Origin of the sequence: Intestinimonas sp. HCP28S3_D6 (assembly GCF_052065695.1) — a bacterium.
GTDB lineage: Bacteria > Bacillota > Clostridia > Oscillospirales > Oscillospiraceae > Intestinimonas.
This window is the reverse complement of sequence record NZ_JBQHTM010000013.1, coordinates 1-22,603: the sequence shown is the minus strand read 5'-3', so window position 1 is coordinate 22,603 and position 22,603 is coordinate 1. Positions and strand designations below refer to the sequence as shown.

20 protein-coding genes are annotated in these 22,603 nt (G+C 61.6%); 12 read left to right on the top strand and 8 right to left on the bottom strand.

Annotated elements, in window-relative coordinates:
• Positions 1 to 97: 97 nt before the first annotated feature.
• The 5 genes from ACTNBK_RS06250 to rpsU all read left to right on the top strand — a co-directional run bounded on the left by ACTNBK_RS06250 (position 98) and on the right by rpsU (position 5,986).
• Complete coding sequence (locus tag ACTNBK_RS06250) at positions 98 to 1,618, top strand: LCP family glycopolymer transferase (RefSeq protein ID WP_441144551.1); 1,521 nt, start codon at positions 98 to 100, stop codon at positions 1,616 to 1,618.
• Positions 1,619 to 1,639: 21 nt separating this feature from the next.
• Complete coding sequence (gene rsfS, locus ACTNBK_RS06245) at positions 1,640 to 1,999, top strand: ribosome silencing factor (protein WP_294515765.1); 360 nt, start codon at positions 1,640 to 1,642, stop codon at positions 1,997 to 1,999.
• Between the two features lie 176 nt (positions 2,000 to 2,175).
• Positions 2,176 to 3,012 (top strand): helix-turn-helix domain-containing protein, encoded by an 837-nt coding sequence (locus ACTNBK_RS06240; RefSeq protein ID WP_441144549.1) that lies wholly within the window; start codon positions 2,176 to 2,178, stop codon positions 3,010 to 3,012.
• Positions 3,013 to 3,200: 188 nt separating this feature from the next.
• Complete coding sequence (gene leuS, locus ACTNBK_RS06235; protein WP_441144607.1) at positions 3,201 to 5,636, top strand: leucine--tRNA ligase; 2,436 nt, start codon at positions 3,201 to 3,203, stop codon at positions 5,634 to 5,636.
• Between the two features lie 167 nt (positions 5,637 to 5,803).
• Complete coding sequence (gene rpsU / locus ACTNBK_RS06230) at positions 5,804 to 5,986, top strand: 30S ribosomal protein S21 (protein WP_050618074.1); 183 nt, start codon at positions 5,804 to 5,806, stop codon at positions 5,984 to 5,986.
• A 243-nt stretch (positions 5,987 to 6,229) separates the two neighbouring features.
• On the opposite strand, the gene ACTNBK_RS06225 is transcribed toward rpsU, so the two are convergent.
• Entirely contained in the window at positions 6,230 to 7,003 is a 774-nt protein-coding gene (locus ACTNBK_RS06225) for a hypothetical protein (RefSeq protein WP_441144547.1), read from the bottom strand.
• An 83-nt stretch (positions 7,004 to 7,086) separates the two neighbouring features.
• Between ACTNBK_RS06225 and ACTNBK_RS06220 the strand changes: the two genes are divergently transcribed.
• From ACTNBK_RS06220 to ACTNBK_RS06200, 5 genes are all read left to right on the top strand, one after another.
• Positions 7,087 to 7,596, top strand: coding sequence for a YqeG family HAD IIIA-type phosphatase (locus ACTNBK_RS06220; RefSeq protein WP_441144545.1), 510 nt, complete (start codon positions 7,087 to 7,089; stop codon positions 7,594 to 7,596).
• A gap of 4 nt (positions 7,597 to 7,600) precedes the next feature.
• Entirely contained in the window at positions 7,601 to 8,458 is an 858-nt protein-coding gene (locus ACTNBK_RS06215) for a TIM barrel protein (protein WP_441144605.1), read from the top strand.
• 34 nt (positions 8,459 to 8,492) lie between these two features.
• Positions 8,493 to 9,557: a M24 family metallopeptidase gene (locus ACTNBK_RS06210; RefSeq protein WP_441144543.1), complete on the top strand. Its 1,065-nt coding sequence runs from the start codon at positions 8,493 to 8,495 to the stop codon at positions 9,555 to 9,557.
• A 125-nt stretch (positions 9,558 to 9,682) separates the two neighbouring features.
• Positions 9,683 to 10,249 carry an elongation factor P gene (efp, locus tag ACTNBK_RS06205; protein ID WP_441144542.1) on the top strand — a complete coding sequence of 189 codons (567 nt, stop codon included), beginning with the start codon at positions 9,683 to 9,685 and terminating at the stop codon, positions 10,247 to 10,249.
• A 56-nt stretch (positions 10,250 to 10,305) separates the two neighbouring features.
• Positions 10,306 to 10,704: a CD1247 N-terminal domain-containing protein gene (locus tag ACTNBK_RS06200; protein ID WP_441144540.1), complete on the top strand. Its 399-nt coding sequence runs from the start codon at positions 10,306 to 10,308 to the stop codon at positions 10,702 to 10,704.
• Between the two features lie 122 nt (positions 10,705 to 10,826).
• Here the strand turns inward: ACTNBK_RS06200 and ACTNBK_RS06195 are convergent, their stop codons facing one another.
• The 7 genes from ACTNBK_RS06195 to ACTNBK_RS06165 form a co-directional block, all read right to left on the bottom strand.
• A complete protein-coding gene (locus ACTNBK_RS06195) occupies positions 10,827 to 13,028 on the bottom strand; it encodes a bifunctional metallophosphatase/5'-nucleotidase (protein ID WP_441144538.1) in 2,202 nt (733 codons plus the stop codon).
• Positions 13,029 to 13,190: 162 nt separating this feature from the next.
• Positions 13,191 to 13,781 carry an MBL fold metallo-hydrolase gene (locus tag ACTNBK_RS06190; protein WP_441144536.1) on the bottom strand — a complete coding sequence of 197 codons (591 nt, stop codon included), beginning with the start codon at positions 13,779 to 13,781 and terminating at the stop codon, positions 13,191 to 13,193.
• 17 nt (positions 13,782 to 13,798) lie between these two features.
• Entirely contained in the window at positions 13,799 to 14,668 is an 870-nt protein-coding gene (locus ACTNBK_RS06185; RefSeq protein ID WP_441144534.1) for a metal ABC transporter permease, read from the bottom strand.
• A complete protein-coding gene (locus ACTNBK_RS06180) occupies positions 14,668 to 15,441 on the bottom strand; it encodes a metal ABC transporter ATP-binding protein (protein WP_441144532.1) in 774 nt (257 codons plus the stop codon). Before ACTNBK_RS06180 ends, ACTNBK_RS06185 begins: the two co-directional genes overlap by 1 nt.
• Positions 15,438 to 16,343 carry a metal ABC transporter substrate-binding protein gene (locus ACTNBK_RS06175; RefSeq protein WP_441144530.1) on the bottom strand — a complete coding sequence of 302 codons (906 nt, stop codon included), beginning with the start codon at positions 16,341 to 16,343 and terminating at the stop codon, positions 15,438 to 15,440. The genes ACTNBK_RS06180 and ACTNBK_RS06175 overlap by 4 nt, the downstream gene beginning before the upstream one ends.
• A 118-nt stretch (positions 16,344 to 16,461) precedes the next feature.
• Positions 16,462 to 18,672 carry a hydratase gene (locus ACTNBK_RS06170; protein WP_441144528.1) on the bottom strand — a complete coding sequence of 737 codons (2,211 nt, stop codon included), beginning with the start codon at positions 18,670 to 18,672 and terminating at the stop codon, positions 16,462 to 16,464.
• A gap of 219 nt (positions 18,673 to 18,891) precedes the next feature.
• Positions 18,892 to 19,956 (bottom strand): hypothetical protein, encoded by a 1,065-nt coding sequence (locus ACTNBK_RS06165; protein WP_441144527.1) that lies wholly within the window; start codon positions 19,954 to 19,956, stop codon positions 18,892 to 18,894.
• 346 nt (positions 19,957 to 20,302) lie between these two features.
• Here ACTNBK_RS06165 and ACTNBK_RS06160 point away from each other — a divergent pair, with 346 nt between their 5' ends.
• A complete protein-coding gene (locus ACTNBK_RS06160; protein WP_441144525.1) occupies positions 20,303 to 21,682 on the top strand; it encodes a radical SAM protein in 1,380 nt (459 codons plus the stop codon).
• 3 nt (positions 21,683 to 21,685) lie between these two features.
• A complete protein-coding gene (locus ACTNBK_RS06155) occupies positions 21,686 to 22,555 on the top strand; it encodes a DegV family protein (protein WP_441144523.1) in 870 nt (289 codons plus the stop codon).
• The last annotated feature ends 48 nt before the right edge of the window (positions 22,556 to 22,603 follow it).

The following is a 22,603-nucleotide window of genomic DNA, read 5'->3' as shown; positions in this document are numbered from 1 at the left end:
TTTCAAAGAAATTATGGTATCTTACAGGACGAATCGCGAGAAATCAGTCCCAATTTGACGGCACATGGACCGGGGACATTGTGAAAGGACGACGCACATGACCTCAGAGAGAGAACAGAAAAAGGGCGGCAGCCGCTTGGCCGGCAGCACAGAGCCGAAGTCCCCAAAGAGGCCGCGCAAGAAACTTACACCCAAGCAGAAGGCTATGCGGGCGGTGTATATTATCGTCACGGTATTGGCCGCCCTGGCGGTGATTGGCTTTGCGGCCTCCAAGCTGCTGTTCGTCAAGCCGGACATCTCCCAGAGCGGCGGGCGGCCAGAGGTGTCCACGGAGGACGGCGAGGCCGATACCGAGACCCCCAGCGTGTACGGCAGCGGACGGAAGGAGGACTTCTTCACCTTCCTGGTCATCGGCCGGGATACGGGGGGAGGTGGCAACACCGACACCATCCTGGTGGCCTCCTACGACGTGCCCAACCAGAAGCTTAACGTCATGAGCATCCCCCGGGATACCATGGTCAATGTGTCCTGGGATATTAAAAAGATCAACTCGGTCTACAACTATGCCGGTGGCGGAGATGACGGCATCGACGCCCTGGATAAGGAGATCAGCCAGCTGGTGGGCTTTGTGCCCGACTTCCAGGTGGTAGTGGAGTGGGATGCCGTGGGCGAGCTGGTGGACGCCATCGGCGGCGTGTGGTTTGATGTGCCCCGGAACATGAACTATGACGATCCCACCCAGGACCTTCACATCCATATCAACAAGGGCTATCAGCTTTTGGACGGTGAGGCCGCCATGGGGGTCATTCGCTATCGCCACGACAACGACATGCGCTACGGCTACCCTGACGGTGACCTGGGCCGCATCAAGACCCAGCAGGCATTCCTGAAGGCGGTGGTGGAGCAGTGCCTGCAGATTAAGAACGTGACCAAGATCCAGCAGCTGGCGGAGGTCTTTAACAAAAACGTCACCACCAACCTTACCGTCCAGAATCTCCTCTGGTTCGGTCAGCGGGCCATCTTTGGCGGCCTGGAGATGGAGAACGTGAACTTCGTCACCATGCCCTGCACCAACAAGTCGGTATGGAGCCGCAGTATCGGCGGCATGCTGTCCTACGTGGTGCCCAACACCGACGAGCTGGTGGACCTGGTGAACGAGTGCTTCAATCCCTATCTGGAGGATCTGAGCTCCAAGGAACTGGACATCATGTATGTGAACTCCGACGGCACCATCGGTTCCAGTACCGGCCGTCTGGAGGACACCACCCACAATTCCCAGGTGCACTCCCAGTCCAGCCGGCCCAGCACCAATCCGGCACCCGTCGAGAGCGAGATGCCGGTGGAGACCGAGACCACTGCACCGGAGGGGACCGCCGCACCGGAGGAGACCACCACCCCGTCGGTGACGGAGCCGCCGGCCCCGTCAGAATCCCCCAGCACCACGCCTGATGCGGGAAGCGGGGAGAGCACCGCGCAGCCGTCCGAGACGCCGGAGGCGTCTGCGGAGCCCAGCCTCCAGCCGTCTGAGACGCCGGCGGCCACACCCACCCCGGTGCTCACCCCTGTCCCCAAGCCGGACAATCAGGATGGCCCTCCCGAGGGCATCCCCATCTTATGATCGAAAAAGGAGAGAACGTCTATGACGTCTAAGGAAATGGCACTGACCATCGCCGGAGCCCTGGACAGTAAGAAGGGCCTGGACATCAAGGTCCTGGAGACCGGCGCCCTCACCACCCTGGCCGACTACTTTGTCATCTGCACCGCCACCTCTACCACCCAGGTGAAGGCACTGGCCGACGAGTGCGAGAAGGTGATGAAGGAGCACGGCGAGCTGCCCCACCACATCGAGGGACACCGGGGCGGCACCTGGATCCTCATGGATTTCTCCTCCGTGGTGGTCCACCTCTTCATGGACGAGGCAAGAAAGTTCTATGATCTGGAGCGGCTGTGGAAAGACGCAGCGGAAGTAGATCTGAGCGATATTCTGAAGCCCAACTGAGGGCGTTTGACTCCCAACGGCGGGCGTCCCGGAAAGGCTTCCGGGACGCCCGTTTTGCGATTTTGGGGCAGAAATGTGGAGATGCAACCGCTGGTTGCGCACATTCCAAGGCGGCTTGGTGGACAAAACTGTTCGCTGCCTGCTACTCTAAGGCCGAACAGAAGGGAGGCTTGCCCATGACATTGGGAGAAAACATCGCCCGCCTGCGGGCGGAAAAACGGCTGTCCCAGGGCGACCTGGCCGACGCCCTGGGGGTGTCCCGGCAGTCGGTGTCCAAATGGGAGACCGACGCCTCGGTGCCCGAGCTGGACAAGCTGGTCCGGCTCAGCGAGCTCTTCGGCGTGACCCTGGACCGGTTGGTGAAGGGAGAGGCGGCGGACGAGGAGTTAAAGCAGGAGGTCACTCCTACGGTGCCGGCGGAGGGGACCTGCCATGTCTCACTGGCCCGGACAGTGGCGGGCGGCGTGTTGCTGGCGGTGGGGCTGCTGGGCCTGTTGACGGTACTTTTCTTTTGCGGCCCAGATGGACTATTGCCCGTAGTGCTGCTCTTATCTGTGCCGGTCCTGTGCGGGATTATCTGCCTGAAAGTTCGCCGTCGGGCGGGAATATGGTGTGCCTGGACGGTGTATGCGACACAACAAATCTATTGGACACATGCCAGCGGTGTCACATGGAAAACACCTTTCTGGACGACCATGTGGGTGCCGGGGATGAAGATGAGTCCGACACACCTCATCATTTTCTGTTCCATGCTATTGGCTATGGTGGGGCTGCTGGTTGGAACTTTATGGTCCTTCCGAAATACCTGTTTAGCACCAATATTAAAATCTCGAGCCATGTTGGTGGGAGCCGGTATGCTGGCAGTTCTCTGCCTGCTGGTACCCGATTTTCTCCCGATCTTTGGATCGTACGGAGGGGCGGTAAGGGGGGGCATTTCAGTTCTGGGTCTGGCCGCTCTTACGGTAGTTTTGAGCATTGCCTTGCCACTTCGCCGGTATGAGAAAAACGAATGATAGTCGAGCATCGGGCGGTCAGCAGTGACCGCCCGGTATTTTTTTACCTGCCGGGGATGGGAGAGACAGGGAAAAAACGGTGGCGGCCCTTGCAATCACTGTGGTTATCGGATATAATAGTACGGATTTCTACCGATACTTGCCGAAGCGTCCGCTTCGGCGCAGAAATAGAGGGAAGTGTGATCGCTTTGAAGTACGATTTCGCAAGCATCGAGCCCAAATGGCAGAAAAGGTGGCACGACGAGGGGACCTACAAGACCCCCGACCACAGCGAGAAGCCCAAGTTCTACGCGCTGGTAGAGTTCCCCTACCCCTCCGGCCAGGGCCTGCACGTGGGCCACGCCCGGCCCTATACCGCCATGGACGTGGTGGCCCGGAAGCGCCGCATGGACGGCTATAACGTGCTGTTCCCCATGGGCTATGATGCCTTCGGCCTGCCCACCGAGAACTACGCCATCAAGAACCACATCCACCCCGCCAAGGTGACCCACGACAACATTGCCAACTTCACCAAGCAGCTGCAGATGCTGGGCTACTCCTTTGACTGGGACCGGGTCATCAACACCACCGACCCCAGCTACTACAAGTGGACCCAGTGGATCTTCCTCCAGCTGTGGAAGCACGGTCTGGCCTACAAGACCACTATGCCCGTGAACTGGTGCACCTCCTGCAAGTGCGTGCTGGCCAACGAAGAGGTGGTGGAGGGCGTGTGCGAGCGCTGCGGCTCCCCCGTCATCCGCAAGGAGAAGAGCCAGTGGATGCTCAAGATCACCGAGTACGCCCAGCGCCTTATTGACGACCTGGACGACCTGGACTTCATCGAGCGGGTGAAGATCCAGCAGAAGAACTGGATTGGCCGTTCCACCGGCGCCGAGGTCACCTTCAAGGCCACCACCGGCGAGGACATCGTGGTCTTCACCACCCGGCCCGACACCCTCTTCGGTGCCACCTATATGGTCCTCTCCCCCGAGCACGCCCTGGTGAAGGGCTGGCTGGAGAACGGCGTCCTGAAGAACGCCGACGACGTGAAGGCCTACCAGGCCGCCGCCGCCTCCAAGTCCGACCTGGAGCGCACCGAGCTCAACAAGGAGAAGACCGGTGTGTGTCTGGACGGTGTGAAAGGCGTCAATCCGGTCAACGGCAAGGAGATCCCCATCTTTATCTCCGACTACGTCCTGGCCACCTACGGCACCGGTGCCATCATGGCCGTGCCCGCCCACGACGACCGCGACTGGGAGTTTGCCAAGAAATTTGGCTGTGAGATCATCGAGGTGGTTTCCGGCGGCGAGGACGTGCAGAAGGCCGCCTTCACCGCCAAGGACGAGACCGGTATTCTGGTCAACTCCGACTTCCTCAACGGCCTCACCGTGAAGGACGCCATCCCCGTCATCACCAAGTGGCTGGAGGAGAAGGGCATCGGCAAGGCCAAGGTCAACTATAAGCTGCGCGACTGGGTCTTCTCCCGTCAGCGCTACTGGGGCGAGCCCATTCCCATGGTGTGGTGTGACAAGTGCGGCTGGCAGCCCCTGCCCGAGGACCAGCTGCCCCTGCTGCTGCCCGATGTGGAGAGCTATGAGCCCACCGACGACGGCGAGAGCCCCATCTCCAAGATGACCGACTGGGTCAACACCACCTGCCCCTGCTGCGGCGGTCCCGCCAAGCGTGAGACCGACACCATGCCCCAGTGGGCCGGCTCCAGCTGGTACTTCCTGCGGTATATGGACCCCCACAACGACAAGGCCCTGGCCTCTCCCGAGGCCCTGAAGTACTGGTCTCCCGTGGACTGGTACAACGGCGGCATGGAGCACACCACCCTCCACCTGCTGTACAGCCGGTTCTGGCACAAGTTCCTCTACGACATCGGCGTGGTGCCCACCAAGGAGCCCTACCAGAAGCGCACCTCCCACGGTATGATCCTGGGCGAGGGTGGCGAGAAGATGTCCAAGAGCCGCGGCAACGTGGTCAACCCCAACGATGTCATTGCCGCCTACGGCGCCGACACCATGCGCACCTATATCATGTTCATCGGCGATTTTGAGAAGGCTGCCGCCTGGAGCGACAACGCCGTGAAGGGTTGTAAACGCTTCCTGGACCGTGTGTGGAATCTCTCCGAGCAGGCCACCGACAGCATGGAATACAGCGCCGCCAACGAGGGCTGCATCCACCGGACCATCAAGAAGGTCTCCCAGGATATCGAGGCCATGAAGTTCAACACCGCCATCGCCGCCCTCATGGCCATGGTCAACGATTTCTACGCCAACGGCTGCTCCAAGGGCGACTACAAGGCCCTGCTGCTGCTCCTCTCCCCCTTCGCTCCCCACATGGTGGAGGAGCTGTGGGAGACCATGGGCTACGCTGCCGAGACCGGCGCCATGGCCTGTCAGCAATCCTGGCCCGTCTATGACGAGAGCAAGACCGTGGAGGCTGAGGTCACCCTGGCTGTCCAGGTGGGCGGTAAGCTGAAGGGCACCGTCACCGTGCCACTGGACAGCGACGACCAGACCTGTGTGGACGCCGCTTTGGCTCTGGACAAGGTGGCCAAGATGCTGGAGACTATGCAGGTGGTCAAGACCATCGTGGTCAAAAATAAGTTGGTCAACGTGGTGATGAAGCCCAAGGCCTGAGTATGGGTCTCGTACCTTTTTCCACCACTTGTGGAAAAAGAGCACGGACGCGGCGGAATTGACCTCTTGACAAGTACCGCAGAATTGCATATAATACTACTGTTAAAGCCATAAATATGGCCCTTTATGTGGTGGTTCTCCCATCACTTCGGAGGGAGGGGAAATAGATGTCGGAAGTCCATGTGAGAGAAAACGAGTCTCTGGAGAGCGCTCTGAAGCGTTTTAAGCGCAGCTGCGCCAAGTCCGGAGTGCTGGCTGAGGTGCGTAAGCGCGAGCACTACGAGAGTCCCAGTGTCAAGCGCCGCAAGAAGTCCGAGGCCGCCCGTAAGAACCGTAAGAAGTTCTATTGATGCGCATAAAAGCCCAGCGCCGTAAGGCGCTGGGCTTTCGTATTGCTGCGGGATGAGATTTTCAGACACGGCCCATGTCCCGGCAGGGGAGCGCGAGGGGGCGGCGGCCTGCCTCGCGTGAGATCGAATGCCCCGCGGCGCTTGCGGCGCAGTGAGCACAGCGAAGACTTTTCCGGCCTGTTCGGGCCGGAAAAGTACCGGCATTTTGACCCAGCGTCGCAAGGCGCTGGGCTTTCGTGTTTTTCAGGCCAGAATGTCCGGCAGCAGGTCAGAGACCTCGGGGTAGAAGAGCAACGCCCGGTCGATGCCCAAGGCCTCGGCCAGCCGCAGCTTTTTCCGGATGGAGCCGGCGTCGTCAAAGAGGACGAAGTGGGCGCCGCTCTGACGGTTCATGTAGGTGAAATACCGGGCGCATAACTCATCGGAGAAGAAGATAGATGGGGAGAGCTCCTTCCGCTTGGCCTCCAGCTCCTCCCGGGTGAGGGGACGACCCTGGCCGGTGGGAGAGGGGAGGAAGAAATCCTCTGCCGACCGCTCTACCGCCAGAGCCACCCGGCCAGTGCCGTAGCGCTCCGCTGCCTCACTGAGCCGCTGTCGAAGGCTGCCGCCGGAGAGGGCGGTGGGGATCAGGACCCGACCAACGGCGGTATGGCGGCCGTAGGGCTCTGAGACGTAAAAGCTCCGGTTCTGCCGGGCCAGCATGGGACCCAGTTGGGCCACTATGGTGGAGAGTAGGGGGAGGCTCCGGTCAAAGGCGCAAATGACGCCCCCGAACCCCCGGGCGGAACACTCCCGGACCACCTCCTGACAGAAGGTGTCCGGGGTGCCCCGGCCGTCAAAGCCGCTGTCGTCGATGTACATGAGCCCGCCCCGGACCGGGATGGGTAGGTTGGACCGGAACAGGTGGGGGCCTCCCCCAACCCGGTAGGCCACGTGGGCCAGTGTGAGGCCGTAGGTCTGGGCCGCCGTCACCTCGTCCGGCGGGACGGCCAGAATCAGTTGGGATCTCGTTCCCATGCGCATTGCTCCCCCTTGTCCATTTTGTTGGAAACTGGTATAATGCAGTCTATGCGGACAAGATCAGTTTCATGAGGTGCAGTATGGCTTTTTCTCTCATCCCGGACGGGGTCTATCCCTCCGTCTATCAGATCGACGGCAAAGTCCTGGCCCGGCGGGGGATCACCCTGCTGCTGGCCGACCTGGACAATACCCTGGCAAAGTACACCCAGATGGAGCCGGACCAGGCCCTGCGGACCTGGAAAGACGATCTGGCGGCATCTGGGGTAGCGCTCTGTATTCTCTCCAACAGCCGAAAGCCGAATCGGGTGGAGTGCTTTGCGAAAGCGCTGGAGGTGCCATTTTGGGGCCATGCAGGCAAGCCCAAGTCCGGGGGCTTCCTCCGGGCCATGGAGCAGATGGGGCGCACCAGTGCCCAAACCGCCATGGTGGGAGATCAGATCTTTACCGATATTCTGGGCGCCAAGCGGACAGGGGTACTGGCCCTCATGGTGGAGCCCATAGAGCTGGCCGGCAACCCCGGCCGCTATCTCCGGTACGCCGTAGAGGAGCCCTTCCGGGCCCTGGGACGGCGCCGGACGAGGAAGGAGTGATCGTATTAGCGTACGATTCGGACCCGCTGGACAGGCGGAAAACTATAAGGGCAAGAGTTCGGTCAAATACCCTGCCTGGCTGGCAGAGAGGGGCCTGAATGCTTTTGAATACCAGTGCGGCAAGGGGGTCAATATAGGGGAGGAGACGGCCCGGGCCGTGGGTGAGGCCGCCAAGGCCAGCGGCATCGCCCTCTCCCTCCACGCCCCTTATTTCATCAATCTGGCCAACCCAGACCCGGAGAGCCTGAAGAAGACCACGGGCTACATTCTCTCTGCCTGTCAGGCGGCGGACTGGATGGGGGCCACGCGGGTCACGGTCCACACCGGTGCCCTCATGAAGCGCACCCGGCGGGAGGCTTTGGATATCGCCTTAAAATCCCTGCGGGAGGTCATGGCTGTCTGTGACGGGGAGGGCTTTGGCCACATCACCCTGTGTCCCGAGACCATGGGCAAGATCAACCAGCTGGGGGATCTGGACGAGGTGCTGGAGCTGTGCCAGCTGGACGAGCGACTCCTGCCCTGCATCGACTTTGGCCATCTTTACGCCCGCTCCCTGGGGGAACTGGAGGGCCTAGAAGCCACGGTGAAGATGCTGGACCGGGTGGAGGAACTGCTGGGTCCCGACCGGGCCAGCCGTTTCCACAGCCACTTCTCCAAGATCGCCTTCACCCCCAACGGCGGGGAGAAGGTCCACCTCACCTTTGACCAGGAGGACTTCGGCCCTGATCCGGCCCCCCTGATGGCGGAGCTGGCCCGGCGGGACTGGAGTCCCATCATCATCTGTGAGTCGGCGGGCACCCAGGATGTGGACGCCCTGACCATGAAGGGGCTCTATCTGGACTGCATCGGCCGAAAGGCATGACCATATAAAATCAAGACGAAAGGAAGTCTTTTACATGAACCATCTCAAAGCCATTGCGGCCAAGCTGCCGGAGTACGGCATCGACGCCATGCTGCTCAACAGTGAGCCCGGCGAGTTCTACGCCGTGGGCTTCCACGGCGAGGGCAACGTGGTGGTGACGCCGGAGGTCTGCTACTACTTCACCGACTCCCGGTACATTGAGGCCGCCAACGACCTCATCACCGGGGCCGAGATCACCATGACCGACAGGAACCGGAACTACCGGGCCATGGTCCAGGAGGTCATCGATAAGCACGGCATTCAGAAGCTGGGCTTCGAGGAGGAGTACATGTCGGTGTCCGCCTTCCACGTGTGGGAGGAGGGCCTCACCGCCGCCCTGGTGCCCGCCCAGAAGTTAGTCAATGACCTCCGGGCTGCCAAGGACGAGGAGGAGATTGCCCTCATGGTAAAGGCCCAGGAGATCACCGACAAGGCCTTTGACGAGATCTGCAAGTTCATCCAGCCCGGTATGACCGAGCAGGAGATCGCCGCCAAGCTCCAGTACGACATGCTCCGCTTCGGGGCCATGCGCATGTCCTTCGACCCCATTGTGGCCTCCGGACCCAACGGCAGCAAACCCCACGCCATCCCCGGCGAGCGGAAGGTCCAGAAGGGCGACTTCATCACCATGGACTTCGGCTGCGTCTACGGCGGCTACTGCTCCGACATGACCCGCACCGTGGCCCTGGGTGAGCCCACCGAGGAGATGAAGAAGGTCTACCACATCGTGCTGGAAGCCCAGAAGGCCGGCATCGCCGTCACCAAGGCGGGTGTCCCCGGCAAGAGCATCGACGCCGCCGCCCGCAAGGTCATCGAGGACGCCGGCTATGGAGAGTACTTTGGCCATGGTTACGGCCACAGCGTGGGCATCGAGATCCACGAGTCCCCCAACGCCAATACCCGGGACGAGACCCTGCTGCCCGTGGGCACCGTCATGTCCGCCGAGCCGGGCATCTACCTGCCTGGGAAGTTCGGCGTCCGCATCGAAGATGTGACGGTTTTGACCGCGGACGGCTGCATCGATATCACCAAATCGCCCAAAGAACTGATCATTCTCTGAAAGTAGGGGAAAACCCCTTGCAAATCCGGGAATAATAGGGTAAAATAACTTAGATAATTCATGGGCAAGGGGCCATTGCGCCCCGACGTGGAAAAACAGATGCTTCTTTTGGAGGATGAGTACCAATGCCTATTACTGCCAGTGATTTCCGTAACGGCGTGACCTTCGAGATGGACGGTCAGGTCATGCAGGTCGTGGAGTTCCAGCACGTGAAGCCCGGCAAGGGCGCCGCTTTCGTGCGGACCAAGATGAAGAACGTCATGACCGGCGCTGTCACCGAGACCTCCTTCAACCCCACCGCTAAGTTCGAGACCGCCTACGTGGAGCGCAAGGACATGGAGTACAGCTATAACGACGGCGACCTGTACTACTTTATGGACCCCGAGACCTTTGACCTGGTCCCCGTGAGCAAGGACACTCTGGGCGACGACTTCCGCTTCGTCAAGGAGAACATGCCCTGCAAGATCAACAGCTACAAGGGCAAGATCTTCATGGTGGAGCCCCCCACCTTCGTGGAGCTGGAGGTCACCGAGACCGATCCCGGCTTCCGCGGCGACACCGCCACCAACGTGACCAAGCCCGCCACTTTGGAGACCGGCACTGAGATCAAGGTGCCCCTCTTCATCAACCCCGGCGACAAGATCAAGATCGACACCCGGTCCGGCGAGTACCTGGAGCGCTGCAAGAAGTAAGTCTTGGATCCCAACAACCAGGCCCTTTGTGGCCGCATGGATAAGGAGAGTTTATTATGACGATCACCGAGAAGGTCGCTTATCTGAAGGGTCTGGCCGACGGCCTCGCCATCGACATCGAGAAGTCCAAGGAGGGCAAGCTCATCTCCGTCATCATCGACATCCTGGAGGAGATGGGCATGTCCATCGAGGACCTGGAGGAGAACACCACCGCCCTGGGCGAGGAGCTGGACGCTGTGTCCGACGACCTGGCCGATGTGGAGGAGATTCTCTACGAGGACGATGAGGACGAGGACGACGACGAGTGCTGCTGCGGCGAGGACGACGAAGACTTCTTTGAGGTCGAGTGCCCCAACTGCCACAGCCAGTTTGCCGTGTCCGATGACTGCGACTGTGACGACGAGGACGGCTGCGGCTGTGACTGCGGCTGTGGTCACGACCACGACGAGGAGTAAGCCTCACATCTGATTTCCCAGGTGCCCGCCCGGTTTGACCCGGCCGGCACCATTCGTCTAAGGACAAGAAAAAGAACCGGCCTGCCGCAGTGAGCGGCAGGCCGGTTTGCTGTCCAGGGCATTTACTTGGTGGCGATGTTGAGGATGCCGTCGGTGACGGTGACGGTGGCACCCAGCAGGGTGGCCAGGCCCTCAGCGGTGACACAGTAGTTGCCAGGGCTCATAAGGGCGGCAGGGACCTCCACGGTCTCATCGCCCACTTGGGCAGACAGGGTGGTTTCCACGGCGGTGGGGGACATGTTGCTGTCGGCCACGGCCTCGGCGGTGTAGGTGCCGCCCACGGTGAGGACCACGCCGTTGTCCCAGGACACATCAAAGGCGGCGGCGGTGCCCTTTACGGCGAAGGCGATGTCACGGAGGCGGTAGTAGGTGACGGTGCCGTCAGCAGCTTCTACGGTGTAGGTGAAGGCCTTGCCCACGTCAGTGCCGTCCACGCTGACGTTGTTGGCCTGAGCGGCGGCGTTGGCCTGGGCCTGGGCTACCAGGGCATCGTAGTCGGCCAGGTTGTAGCTGGCGGCATAGGGGGTGTCCAGCAGACCGTCGTTGATGTAGCTGATGAGCTCGGCCCGGCGGGGATCGTCCTCGCTCAGGTCCACGCCTACGATCTTCCAGTTGTTGTCCACCTCGGGGGCTACGGGGGAGTGCTCGGCGAAGTAGGCCACGATCATGTCGCGGATGGAGTTGGAGGACTCCCACTCCTTGGTGCCGGAGACGAGACCCTCGGTCTTCAGGGCGGAGGAGTAGCGGTAGTTGTTCACGGCCAGGTTCAGGGTCTGATCGTCCTGGAGGGGCTCGCCCTTGAACATGACGTTCCTGATGCGCTCGCCCTTGGGCTGGGACAGGTCGATTTCATAGTCCACGCCGGCAAACATGTCGTAGAGGTAGTCGGGATACTCGGGGTCGAAGGAGATGTTGATGTCCCCTTCCTTCCACTGGTTATAGCACTCGGCGGACCACTCCATGTAGGCCTTCAGCTCGGCGCCGGTGACGGTGACCCGGTAGAGGGTGTTGTCGAACTTGTAGATGTCAAAGATGTTGCCGTAGTTGATGTCGCCGGCGGGCAGGTCGCTGGTGTCCTTGAAAAGGGCGGCGGCGGAGACGTCGGCGCCGGAGTTCTCCAGCTGGACCTTGTTGATGAGGTCCATGACAGCGGTGTCCATGACACGGCCGGCGGGGATGCCGCGGATCTCGTTCTCAGGCTGGAACTTGGCGGTGGTGGAGCCCAGGGGAGGCAGAGGCTCGCCGCTCTCGTCGGTGCCGCCGGCGATGTAGTCAATGGTCTTCTGATGGGCCTCGGCCACCAGGGGAATGTCCCGGATCTCCTGGCTGGGGGCCACGTCGGTCATGTCCACCACTTCCACGGTGGCGTCCACAACGTTGTTGTCGGCATCCAGGGTGAGGTCGAAGCGGGCAATGTCACGGCCGCCATTGCGCACGCCTCCGATGACCACGTCGCCCTGCTTCTCATTGACCACCACGTGGTTGTGAGCTACCTGGAGCACGTCGATCTCCGGGTTGTCATCCAGGATCTTCTGGGCGGAGTCGGAGCCGCCCTCCTCGTCGAACTCGGCGTACATGCCCATGTGAGCGGAGACCACGATCACGTCGGCCTGGTCGCCGATCTCGTCGATGGCCTTGCCCACGGCCACGTTGGCGGCCTCAAAGGTGGCGCCGTCGATGCCCTCCTTGCCGCCGTCCCAGATGGGCACGTCGGGGGTGACCACGCCGATGATGGCCACCTTCACGCCGTCCCGCTCCACGATGGTCCAGCCGGCGCCGGTGACCAGCTCGCCCTTCTCATCGGTGACGTTGGCGGCCAGTACCGGGAAATCAGCCTGACCCAGGATGGTCTGCATGGTGGGGATGCCCCAGTTGAACTCGTGGTTGCCCAGAGTCATGGCGTCATAGCCCATGTAGTTCATGGCGGTGATGACAGGATGGGGCTCTTCGGGGGTCTTGTTGTAGAGGTCGTCGGTCATGATGGTGCCCTGGATATCATCACCGGCGTCGATGAGGATGGTGTTGGGGTTCTCCGCGCGCACCTGCTGGATGTAGGTGTACAGGCGGGCCATGCCGTTGTTGGTGCTCTCGGCGTTGTCCTCGTAGGAAAAGCCCCAGATATTGCCGTGCATATCCGAGGTGCCCAGGATGGTGATATGCTTCTCACCGGTGTCGGCCTCGGCGGCCAGGGCAGCAGCGGGGAGCATGGATGCCGCCATGCTCAGGGTGAGCAGGATGGGCAGCAGCCGTTTTCCGAGCTTCATCTTTCTATTCCTCCTAATCATTCCATGAATTACGGGTATGGGACAAGATAATTTTATCATTCTGCTCCAAAAAAGACAATAGAAACACCGGCATTTTACATGATACTGACAAAAAATAAAAAACCGGCCACCCATGATGGGCGGCCGGTTATATGCGTGTGTTTAAAGTTCGATGCTCTGACCGTGCTCCAGCAGCACCTTACCGGAGCAGGAGAGCCGGTCGGCCTGGGTGCGGTTGTACTGGTAGCTGGGGTCGGTGTGGATGGGGATGGTGTGCTTGCCGCTGATGCGCTTGGCGCAGGTACTGGCCTCGGCGGGGTCCATGTTGTAGACGCCATCCACGGGGAGGAGGACCCAGTCCAGCTTCCGGGGCGCCAGGACGCTCATATGGGGCATGGTGGAGGTGTCACCGGCGTGGTAGAGGGTGGTGCCGTCCATGGTGAGGATGTAGCCCACGCACTCCTTGGGGTCGTGGCTGCGGTTGCCGGCGGGGACGGTCTGGATGTGAACACCGGCTACGTCGAAGTTGTGGTACTGGCCGCCGGCCAGGGCGTCGGCGGAGCGGATGACCACGCCGTCGGGCTTGAGTGTCACCTTGCTCAGGTCGTTGTGGTCCCCGTGCTCGTGGGTGACGAGCACCAGGTCGGCGGGCAGGTCGTAGCCCTCGCCGGCAAAGGGGTCGATGTAGATGACCGCACCGGCCCGAGTGGTGATGCGGCAGCTGGCGTGTCCCTGAAAAAGCAGTGTTGCCATGGTAATACCTCCTTGTGTCACAGTCTTTGTTTTCGGAAACAGAATGTCACGGCGAAGAAGATCGCCAGGTAGAGGGTAATGGAAGCGCCCGCGGAGGAGCCGATATAGTAAGAGGTGAGGAGCCCAGCGATGCCGGCGGCCAGCGCAGACAGAAGGGAGATGAGGTGGTACTGCCGCATGTTCCGGGCCACGTTCCGGGCGGCGGCGCCGGGGAGGACCAGCAGGGAGTTGATGACCAGCAGACCCACCCAGGTCATGGTCACCGTCACCACCACGGCGATGGCGGCGGAGAAGAGGGCCTCCTGCCAGAAGACCCGGATGCCCCGGCTGTCGGCCAGGGCGGGGTGGACGGAGGAGAGCATGAGCTGGTTGAAGGAGCACACCCACAGTACAACGACCACCAGCAATATGAGGGCCATGAGGCCGATCTTCACCGGCTCCACACTGAGGATGTCGCCGATGAGGAGGGCGTTGTACTTGGTGAAGCTGCCGCCGCCGAAGGTGGCCAGGAAGATGCCCAGGGCCACGGCGGTGGAGGAGAAAACGCCGATGACGGTGTCACTGGCCAGGCTGGTCCGCCGCCGGACCACGCTGAAGAGGAGGGAGAAGGCCAGGGCGAAGAGGACGGCGATCCACATGGGGTCCACCCCGGCGAAGAGCTTCCAGGCGGAGGCCAGGAGGGTGCCGATGGCGATCCCGGTGAAGGCGGAGTGCCCCAGGGCATCGGAGAAGAAGGACATGCGGCTTTCCACCACCATGGTGGAGAGGAGGCCGAAGAGGGGGGAGATGACCAGCACCGCCAGAAGGGCGTTTTTCATGAAGTACATGGAGCCCGGCTGAGCCCATTCAAAGGGCAGCAGGTCCACGATGGCATACCACAGCTCCATCACACCACCCCCTTTCCCAGGGTCAGGTGGAAGACTTCACGGAACTCGGGGGAGGTGAGGACCTCGGCGGGTTTGCCCGCCTTGAGGACCGTGCTCTGGAGGAGGATAACCTTGTCGGCATACTCCTCCAATGTGGCAAAGTCGTGGGTGGAAAGGAGGATGGAGAGGTCGTACTGGGTACGCACCTCGTCCAGCATGTCCAGGAGCTGCTTCTCCCCTTCGATGTCCACACCGGAGAGGGGCTCGTCCAGAATGAGAATGTGGGGAACCGGTTCCAATGCCATGGCCAGCAGCACTCTCTGGAGCTCGCCGCCGGAGAGGGCGCCGATGCGCTTATCGATGAGGCCCTCGGCGTGGACCCGGCTCAGGCACTCGGCCACCCGGGCCCGGAGCCGTTTGGGGGTGGGGAGAAAGACGGGCCAGTCCGAGATGGAGGCGGAAAAGAGGTCCAGCACGCTCACCGGGTCGCCCCGATCGAAGGAAGGGGACTGAGGTACATAGCCGATGAGGGGGCGGGTGTGTTTGCCGCCCGCCTGCTGGAAATCGATGGTCCCAGTATGGGGAAGCTGGCCCAACACCGTCTTGAAAAGAGTGGATTTGCCTGCGCCGTTGGGGCCGATGAGAGCGGTGATCTCCCCACAGTGGAGGTGGAAGTCCACGTCGTGGAGGATGACCTGGTCCCCGGCGGTCACCCCCAGGCCCTCGGCCCGGAGACAGCAGGCCCGGGAGCACCCCGCCCCGGCGGGCAGGTCGTCGTGCTTGTGTACGCTCATCCCAGGGCCTCCAGTATTGTGTCGATGTTCTGGTTCATGGCGTCGACGTAGGGCTGGATGCCGCTGCCGTCGCCGCTCATGACCAGGTCCAACTGGGCCACGCCGCAGCCGGTCTCCCGGGAGATGGCCTGGGCAGTGGCGTCGGAGCCGTTCTTCTCGGTGAAGATGGCGGGGATGTCATATTCCCCGATGAGGCCCACGATCTCCTTGATCTCGGCGGCGCTGGCCTCGGCACCCTCCTCCTCCTCGATGGCCTTCAGCAGGTCCAGGCCGGTGGCCTGGGCAAAGTACTGGAAGCCATCATGGAAGGTGATGAGAGGCTTTCCGGAGAGCTGGGAGAGCTTGTCGGCGTCATAACCCAGGGCGGCGTCGGCCGCGGCGCGGTTGGCCTCGTAGGTCTCCCCGTGGTCCGGGTCCAGGTCGGACAGCCCTTTCGTGATATTCTCCAGCATGACAGAGACATTCCCCTCGTCCATCCAGATGTGGGGATCGTATTCGGTGTCATGGTCGTGGCCCTCGTGGCCCATGGCTTCCAGGAGCTCCACCCCCTCGGAGCAGTCGATGACGGGGGCGTCGGAGGTGGCCAGGGCGTCGGACATGAAGTCCTCCAGCCCCACGCCGTTCATGACGATGACATCGGCGGCCTCGATGGCCTTCATGTCGTTGACGGTGAGAGTGTAATCGTGGAGACAGGAGATCTCTTCCTGGATGAGACGGGTGACCTCCACCCCTTCAACGCCCTCAGTGACGGCGGTGGTAAAGAGGTAGACGGGGTAGGTGGTGGCCAGGATGTGAATGGTATCGTTGTCCTCCACCGGCGCGGGGGTGGCCGCCGTCCCGCCGCCGCAGGCGGTGAGCAGGAGCAGGCCGGAGAGGAGCAGAGAGAGCATGGTTTTTTTCACGGGAACACCTCATAATGGTTTTGATTTTCTAACAGCATATATTATACCTCATCGCTGGACATTTGTAAAACAAAAACGCGGGCCAGATGTGCTCCGGCCCGCGTTTGGTGTGGGGAAATTATTTGGCGTAGTAGTTGATGAGGCAGCCTGCCAGTACGATGTCCCGCTCCTCCTGGGTCATGCCGGGGAGGGTGAGGGTGACGTTCTTCTCCTGGCCGTTCTGAATGAGGACGGCGGGGATGGACTCGTCTCCCCGCTCCAGGGCGGCGCGGACGCCGGGGATATAGAGCTTGTCGCCGGGCTGAATGTTCCAGTCCTTCACGTCGGCGGCCTGGAAGGGCAGCATGCCCCAGTTGACCACGTTGGAACGGTAACGCTTGGTGGCGAACTCGGCGCACAGGTTGGCGCAGCCGCCCAGCACCCGCTGGCAGGAGGCGGCCTGCTCCCGGGCGGAGCCGTCGCCGGGCTTGAGAGCCATGACAAAGGAGCCCAGGCCGGTGGTCTTGGGATCGTGGCCCATGAGGGCATCAGTGGTCTCACCGGCCCGGCGCTTGGTCTCCTCTGCCTGGATGGCCTTAGCCCGAGGGACATACTGGGGGTCCTTCCGGGAGAGGGCGAACTCGGAGAGGCGCAGGGGGTTGGACCGGTAAGAGGAGGTCTCTCCGGAGGGGATAAGCTCGTCGGTGGTGGTGACGGGGTCGTAGATGGCGGCAGCGGCGGTGAGGAGAAGGTTCTCCGGCAGGGGGATCTGCTCCGGCCAGTCGGCGATGTTGGGGCCGTAGACCAGCTCGGTGTCCGGCTGGGCTTTGCCCACGCCGAAGTAGACCCGGGCCTTGTAGGCGGAGTCGTCATAGGCCCAGCACTCGTCGGGGCGGTCGGCGGGCACGTCGGGCAGCTCGTCGGCGGCGGTGAGGATGCCGCCGTTGCGGGCGGTGGCGGCGATGCTCCGGGCGTCCATGAGGGCCACATAGGAGATCTGGCCCTCGCCAGGCTTGGAGCCCTCCCGGTTGGGGAAGTTCCGGGTGGAGTGGCGGATGGAGAAAGCGCCATTAGCAGGCACGTCGCCGGCGCCGAAGCAGGGACCGCAGAAGCAGGAGCGGATGGAGGCGCCAGCGGCCATGAGGGAGGCGATATAGCCCTTCTTGGTGAGCTCCAGGTTGATGGGCATGGAGCCGGGGTAGCAGGAGAGCCAGAAGGCGTCGGAGCCGATGGGCTGGCCGCCCAGGATCTCGGCGGCCCGGACCAGGTTCTGGTAGATGCCGCCGGAGCAGCCGGCGATGACGCCCTGGTCCACGTGGAACTGGCCGTTTACGATCTTGTGCTCCAGGGGAGCGGCGTTCTTGACGCCCAGCTGCTCGGCGGCGTCCACGTCCACCTGGTGGAGGAGGTCGGCCATGTTGGCCTTGAACTCCCGGATGGTGTAGGCGTTGGAGGGGTGGAAGGGCAGGGCGATCATGGGCTCGACGGCGGATAGGTCCACCTCGATGACGCCGTCGTAGTAGGCGCCCTCGGCGGGGGCCTGGGCTTGGAACTGGTCGCCCCGGCCCAGGGCGGTGAGGTGGGCCTTGGTGTAGTCGTCGGTGGACCACACGGAGGAGAGGCAGGCCGTCTCGGTGGTCATGACGTCGATGCCGGAGCGGTAGTCCATGGAGAGATTGGCCACACCGGGACCAAAGAACTCCATGACGGAGTTTTTCACGATGCCGGCCTTGAAGGTGGCGCCAATGAGGGCCAGGGCCACGTCCTGGGGACCCACGCCGGGCCGGGGAGCGCCGGTGAGGTAGATGGCCATGACCTTGGGGTAGGCGATGTCGTAGGTCTTGCAGAGAAGCTGCCGGGCCAGCTCGGGACCGCCCTCACCGATGGCCATGGTGCCGTAGGCGCCGTAGCGGGTGTGGGAGTCGGAGCCCAGGATCATCCGGCCGGGGGCAGCATACCGCTCCCGCATGTAGGAGTGGATGACTGCCTGGTGGGCGGGGACAAACTCACCGCCGTACTTCTTGGCGGCGGAGAGGCCGAAGACGTGGTCATCCTCGTTGATGGTGCCGCCCACGGCGCACAGGGAGTTGTGGCAGTTGGTGAGGACGTAGGGCAGGGGGAACTCCTTGAGGCCAGAGGCCCGGGCAGTCTGGATGATGCCCACGTAGGTGATGTCGTGGGAGGCCATGGCGTCGAAGCGGATGGCCAGGCGGTCCATACCGTCCAGGGTGTTGTGGGCCTTCAGGATGCCGTAGGCCATGGTGCCAGTCCGCTCTGCGGCGGGTCTGGGCGAGGTGGGTACGAAGGCGCCGCCCTGGAAGAGGACGGGGGACTGGGTAATCTTGATCATATTTGAAATACCTCCATCGGTAGAAAATGCGTCTCCGCGGCAAAACGCCGGGAAGGGTAAACCATTAAAATTATAGCATAAAGGGGGGGGGAGGACAAGGCTTTACCTTGCTGTAGAGGCAGAAAAAGCCCGGGACCCGCCGGTGCAATTGCGCTGGCAGGTCCCGAGCATCAGTTGAAAAGATTCGACTTCTATTTTGACCGCGTACGGCATATGTTTTTAAAAGCAACCGCTTTCTTGGGGCGGGGTCATGGGTCTGGATGGGATTTGCGAGAGGACCTCATCCAAATGCGCAGAGCGTACCGACAGCCCGGTTGGATATTCCCGACCATCCTGGAAGCGTGTGAGCTCACCGTTGGGACAGACGCCGGACAGACAAGCGGTGTGAGAGATGTAGGCGTCAGTATAAAGATTGTCCAGATAGTAGTCCAGGACCAGGGTAGGATAGCGCTGCTCGATCCGGGAGCGCCGAGCATACTGGTAGACCTGAGATCCGCACTGAGCGGGACAGTCCTGGCCCGCCACGCAGATGCTGCCGATGCCGGCCAGGGGGGAGAGCTGATCCGCCCACTTGCCGGAGGCGATATCCAAGGCCTCGTCGGGGCCGTCATAGGTCCGATAGAGGAAGTAGAGGGCACCCTCCTGACGAAGCTGGGTGGCCAGAGACTGCCACTGCGGACCTTCGCTGCTGATACCGAGCATCAGGTTTCGGGGGACCGTAAGGGACTGAATGACGTTGGCATCCGTCTGTTCCGGCGGAAGAAAGAGAAAGAAGGCGCAGTCCTCCGACGCTGTGACTGCGTCCAGGGCAGTAGAGATGGAGCGGCCCATGCCGTCTGGAAAAAGAAAGTAGGTGTAAATCCCCAGCTTCATTCCCTCGCGGATGATCCGAATTAGGATATGGGCGTCCAGATCCTCGGGCCCACCACCGATGTGGAGGGTCAGAGACCAGGGAATGCTCCAGGTCTGGGTCTGTTCCAGGGTGCGGATCTTCTTGGTGCCGACGGTGAGACAGTTCCATCCGAAATTGATACCGAAGGTCTTCAGACGCTCGCTGTCCGCCGACCGCACCGCATTGCACACCATAGTATAATAGGGGCTGTCCTCCTGCTCCAGCATGCGGCGAATCATGGTAAGAAATTTTTTTTGATAGGGACCGGCAGCCGTCATATCGCCCAGGTCAGCCAATCTCCGGATGCCGCGCCGGGGATTGCGCCGGATGTCACGCAGGCTCCGGTCCACAACAGATTCTACCACAGCGCGTTTAAATGCGTCTTGATCCATTTGCTCCCCTCCTGGAAACGAAAACTGGGTCCCGCAGAGCAGCCGTCACATTTTAACAAGATAAATGTGCACGACAAAAGGCCGTGCGAACAAGGCGCATGGCATTGACCTCTGGGACATTACAGTAGTTCTATCATAAAAAGCGGGCCGGCGGAAGAAAAGGGACAATTTGGATGAAATGTCCCGAAAGGTGACAATTTTGAAAAGTGTCAAAAAATGTCTCACTTTTCTCACCCTGTCCCATGACATCGAAGGTGCTCCCGCTTTAAAATGAAAGCAAACAGAAAAATCCAAGGCAATTCTGAGAAGCGGCGGAGCAGGCAGAGAAGAAATGAGGTTGATCATAATGAGCATTGCAGAGAAAGCCAAGAGCGCTGCCATCAGCGCGGCTGTCACCCAGGCCCTTGCCTATTTGGAAAAAGATCCCGAAACCAATATTCCCAAGGTCATGAACCTGGTGGATAAGCTGGTCCCCGAGGACTGGTACGTTGCTCAGCGTCAGGCGTTCCGCAAGTCCATCGAGGAGAAGAACCACTGGTATGACCTGATTATGAAGGTCTACGCCCTGGACCCCGGTGTGCGGAAGGCGTTTTTCCGCAACTTCATCGTTAATGCCAGCCTTCAGGGCAGCGCCACCCAGGAGGAGGTCGCCCGGAAGGAGAACTGCAACGTGCCCTGGGCCATCCTGCTGGACCCCACCAGCGCCTGTAATATGCACTGCACCGGCTGCTGGGCGGCCGAGTATGGCAATCGGCTGAACCTGACCTTTGAGGAGCTGGACTCTATCGTGACCCAGGGCAAGGAGCTGGGCACCTATATGTACATCTTTACCGGCGGCGAGCCTCTGGTCCGCAAGGCCGATATCCTGAAGCTGTGCGAGAAGCACAGCGACTGTGAGTTCCTCTCCTTCACCAACGGCACCCTTATCGACGAGGACTTCTGCCAGGAGATGCTGCGGGTGAAGAACTTTGTCCCCGCCATCAGCCTGGAGGGCTTCTCCGATGCCAATGACGGTCGCCGCGGCAGCGGTGACTTTGAGAAGGTCATGCACGCCATGAAGCTACTGAAGGACCACAAGCTACCCTTCGGTATCTCCACCTGCTATACCAGCCAGAATTACGCCGACGTGAGCAGCGAGAAGTTCTACGACATGATCATCGAGGCCGGTGCCCTCTTCATCTGGTTCTTCCACTACATGCCCGTGGGCAGCGGTGCCGCCACTGAACTGCTTCCCACTCCGGAGCAGCGCACCGAGATGTACCGCCGCATCCGCGCCTTCCGCGGCTCCAAGCCCATCTTCGCAATGGACTTCCAGAACGACGCCGAGTACGTGGGCGGCTGCATCGCCGGTGGCCGCCGGTACCTGCACATCAACGCCCGCGGCGATGTGGAGCCCTGCGTGTTCATCCACTACTCCAACGTGAACATCCGCGACTGCAGCCTGCTGGACGCCCTGAAGTCCCCCATCTTCATGGCCTACCACGACGGCCAGCCCTTCAACAAGAACATGCTCCGTCCCTGCCCCATGCTGGAGAATCCGGAGAAGCTGCGGGCCATGGTCAAGGCCACCGGTGCCAAGTCCACCGATTACGAGAGCCCTGAGGCGGCAGATACCCTGTGCGACCGCACCACCCCCTACGCCGAGAACTGGAAGGCCACCGCTGACCGGCTGTGGGCTGAGAGCGGCCACGACTGTGGCGCCTGCGCCGGCTGCGCGAAAGAGTAAGCCATGGCCTACCGGATCTTTACCGACGCCACCGCCGATCACAGCCCGGAGATGATGGCCAGGTTCCCAGAGGTGACCGTCCTCCCTATGGAGGTGATCCTGAACGGGAAGAGCCGGATCTATGGGCCGGGCGGAGATTTGGAGGTGGCGGAGTTCTATGCCGCCCTGCGGAGAGGTGCTACCGCCAGCACCACCCAGATCCGCCCTGACGTATATTTCAAGCATTTCACCCCCTGCCTGGAGGCTGGTGAGGACATTCTGTATCTGTGCTTCACCTCCGGCATGTCCGGCACCTACCAGACGGCCCAGATGTGCGCCGAGGAGCTGCGCGAATCCTTCCCGGAGCGTATCATCCGCTGTGTCGATACTCTTTGCGCCTCTGTGGGCGAGGGTTTTCTGGTCCGGGAGGCGGTCCGTAAAAAGGCCGAGGGTATGGGCCTTGATGAGCTGGGCGACTGGGTGGAGGTCAACCGGCTCTCCGTCTGCCACTGGTTCACAGTGGATACCCTGGAGTTTCTGCGCCGCGGTGGCCGTGTCTCCACTGCCGCTGCGGTTGTGGGTACGGCGCTTCAGATCAAGCCCATGCTCCACGTCTCCGAAGAGGGGAAGCTGGAGGTGGCCGAGAAGCTCAGAGGCGGCCGTCGGGCCATGTCCGCCCAGCTGGCCCGGATGAAGAAGGGCTGGGAGCCCTCCATGGGTAAACTGGTGGTCATTGGCCACGGTGACAGCCCTGAGAAAGCGGGAGAGCTGAAAGCTCTGGTGCAGGAGTCCTTCCCTGACAGCGAGATCCAGACGGCGCCCATCGGCCCGGTCATCGGTACCCACACCGGTCCCGGCATGCTGGCCCTTATCTTCTGGGGCAGTGAGCGCTGATCACTTGAAAGCAAGAGGCGGGCGCCCCGCCCGGCGCGGGCCCCCCGG

What these genes read in the sequence shown, in the direction of transcription:
- ACTNBK_RS06250 (WP_441144551.1), top strand. Translation starts at nt 98, where the DNA reads ATGACCTCAGAGAGAGAACAGAAAAAGGGCGGCAGCCGCTTGGCCGGC.
- rsfS (WP_294515765.1), top strand. Translation starts at nt 1,640, where the DNA reads ATGACGTCTAAGGAAATGGCACTGACCATCGCCGGAGCCCTGGACAGT.
- ACTNBK_RS06240 (WP_441144549.1), top strand. Translation starts at nt 2,176, where the DNA reads ATGACATTGGGAGAAAACATCGCCCGCCTGCGGGCGGAAAAACGGCTG.
- rpsU (WP_050618074.1), top strand. Translation starts at nt 5,804, where the DNA reads ATGTCGGAAGTCCATGTGAGAGAAAACGAGTCTCTGGAGAGCGCTCTG.
- ACTNBK_RS06225 (WP_441144547.1), bottom strand. Translation starts at nt 7,003, where the DNA reads ATGGGAACGAGATCCCAACTGATTCTGGCCGTCCCGCCGGACGAGGTG.
- ACTNBK_RS06220 (WP_441144545.1), top strand. Translation starts at nt 7,087, where the DNA reads ATGGCTTTTTCTCTCATCCCGGACGGGGTCTATCCCTCCGTCTATCAG.
- ACTNBK_RS06210 (WP_441144543.1), top strand. Translation starts at nt 8,493, where the DNA reads ATGAACCATCTCAAAGCCATTGCGGCCAAGCTGCCGGAGTACGGCATC.
- efp (WP_441144542.1), top strand. Translation starts at nt 9,683, where the DNA reads ATGCCTATTACTGCCAGTGATTTCCGTAACGGCGTGACCTTCGAGATG.
- ACTNBK_RS06200 (WP_441144540.1), top strand. Translation starts at nt 10,306, where the DNA reads ATGACGATCACCGAGAAGGTCGCTTATCTGAAGGGTCTGGCCGACGGC.
- ACTNBK_RS06195 (WP_441144538.1), bottom strand. Translation starts at nt 13,028, where the DNA reads ATGAAGCTCGGAAAACGGCTGCTGCCCATCCTGCTCACCCTGAGCATG.
- ACTNBK_RS06190 (WP_441144536.1), bottom strand. Translation starts at nt 13,781, where the DNA reads ATGGCAACACTGCTTTTTCAGGGACACGCCAGCTGCCGCATCACCACT.
- ACTNBK_RS06185 (WP_441144534.1), bottom strand. Translation starts at nt 14,668, where the DNA reads ATGGAGCTGTGGTATGCCATCGTGGACCTGCTGCCCTTTGAATGGGCT.
- ACTNBK_RS06180 (WP_441144532.1), bottom strand. Translation starts at nt 15,441, where the DNA reads ATGAGCGTACACAAGCACGACGACCTGCCCGCCGGGGCGGGGTGCTCC.
- ACTNBK_RS06170 (WP_441144528.1), bottom strand. Translation starts at nt 18,672, where the DNA reads ATGATCAAGATTACCCAGTCCCCCGTCCTCTTCCAGGGCGGCGCCTTC.
- ACTNBK_RS06165 (WP_441144527.1), bottom strand. Translation starts at nt 19,956, where the DNA reads ATGGATCAAGACGCATTTAAACGCGCTGTGGTAGAATCTGTTGTGGAC.
- ACTNBK_RS06160 (WP_441144525.1), top strand. Translation starts at nt 20,303, where the DNA reads ATGAGCATTGCAGAGAAAGCCAAGAGCGCTGCCATCAGCGCGGCTGTC.
- ACTNBK_RS06155 (WP_441144523.1), top strand. Translation starts at nt 21,686, where the DNA reads ATGGCCTACCGGATCTTTACCGACGCCACCGCCGATCACAGCCCGGAG.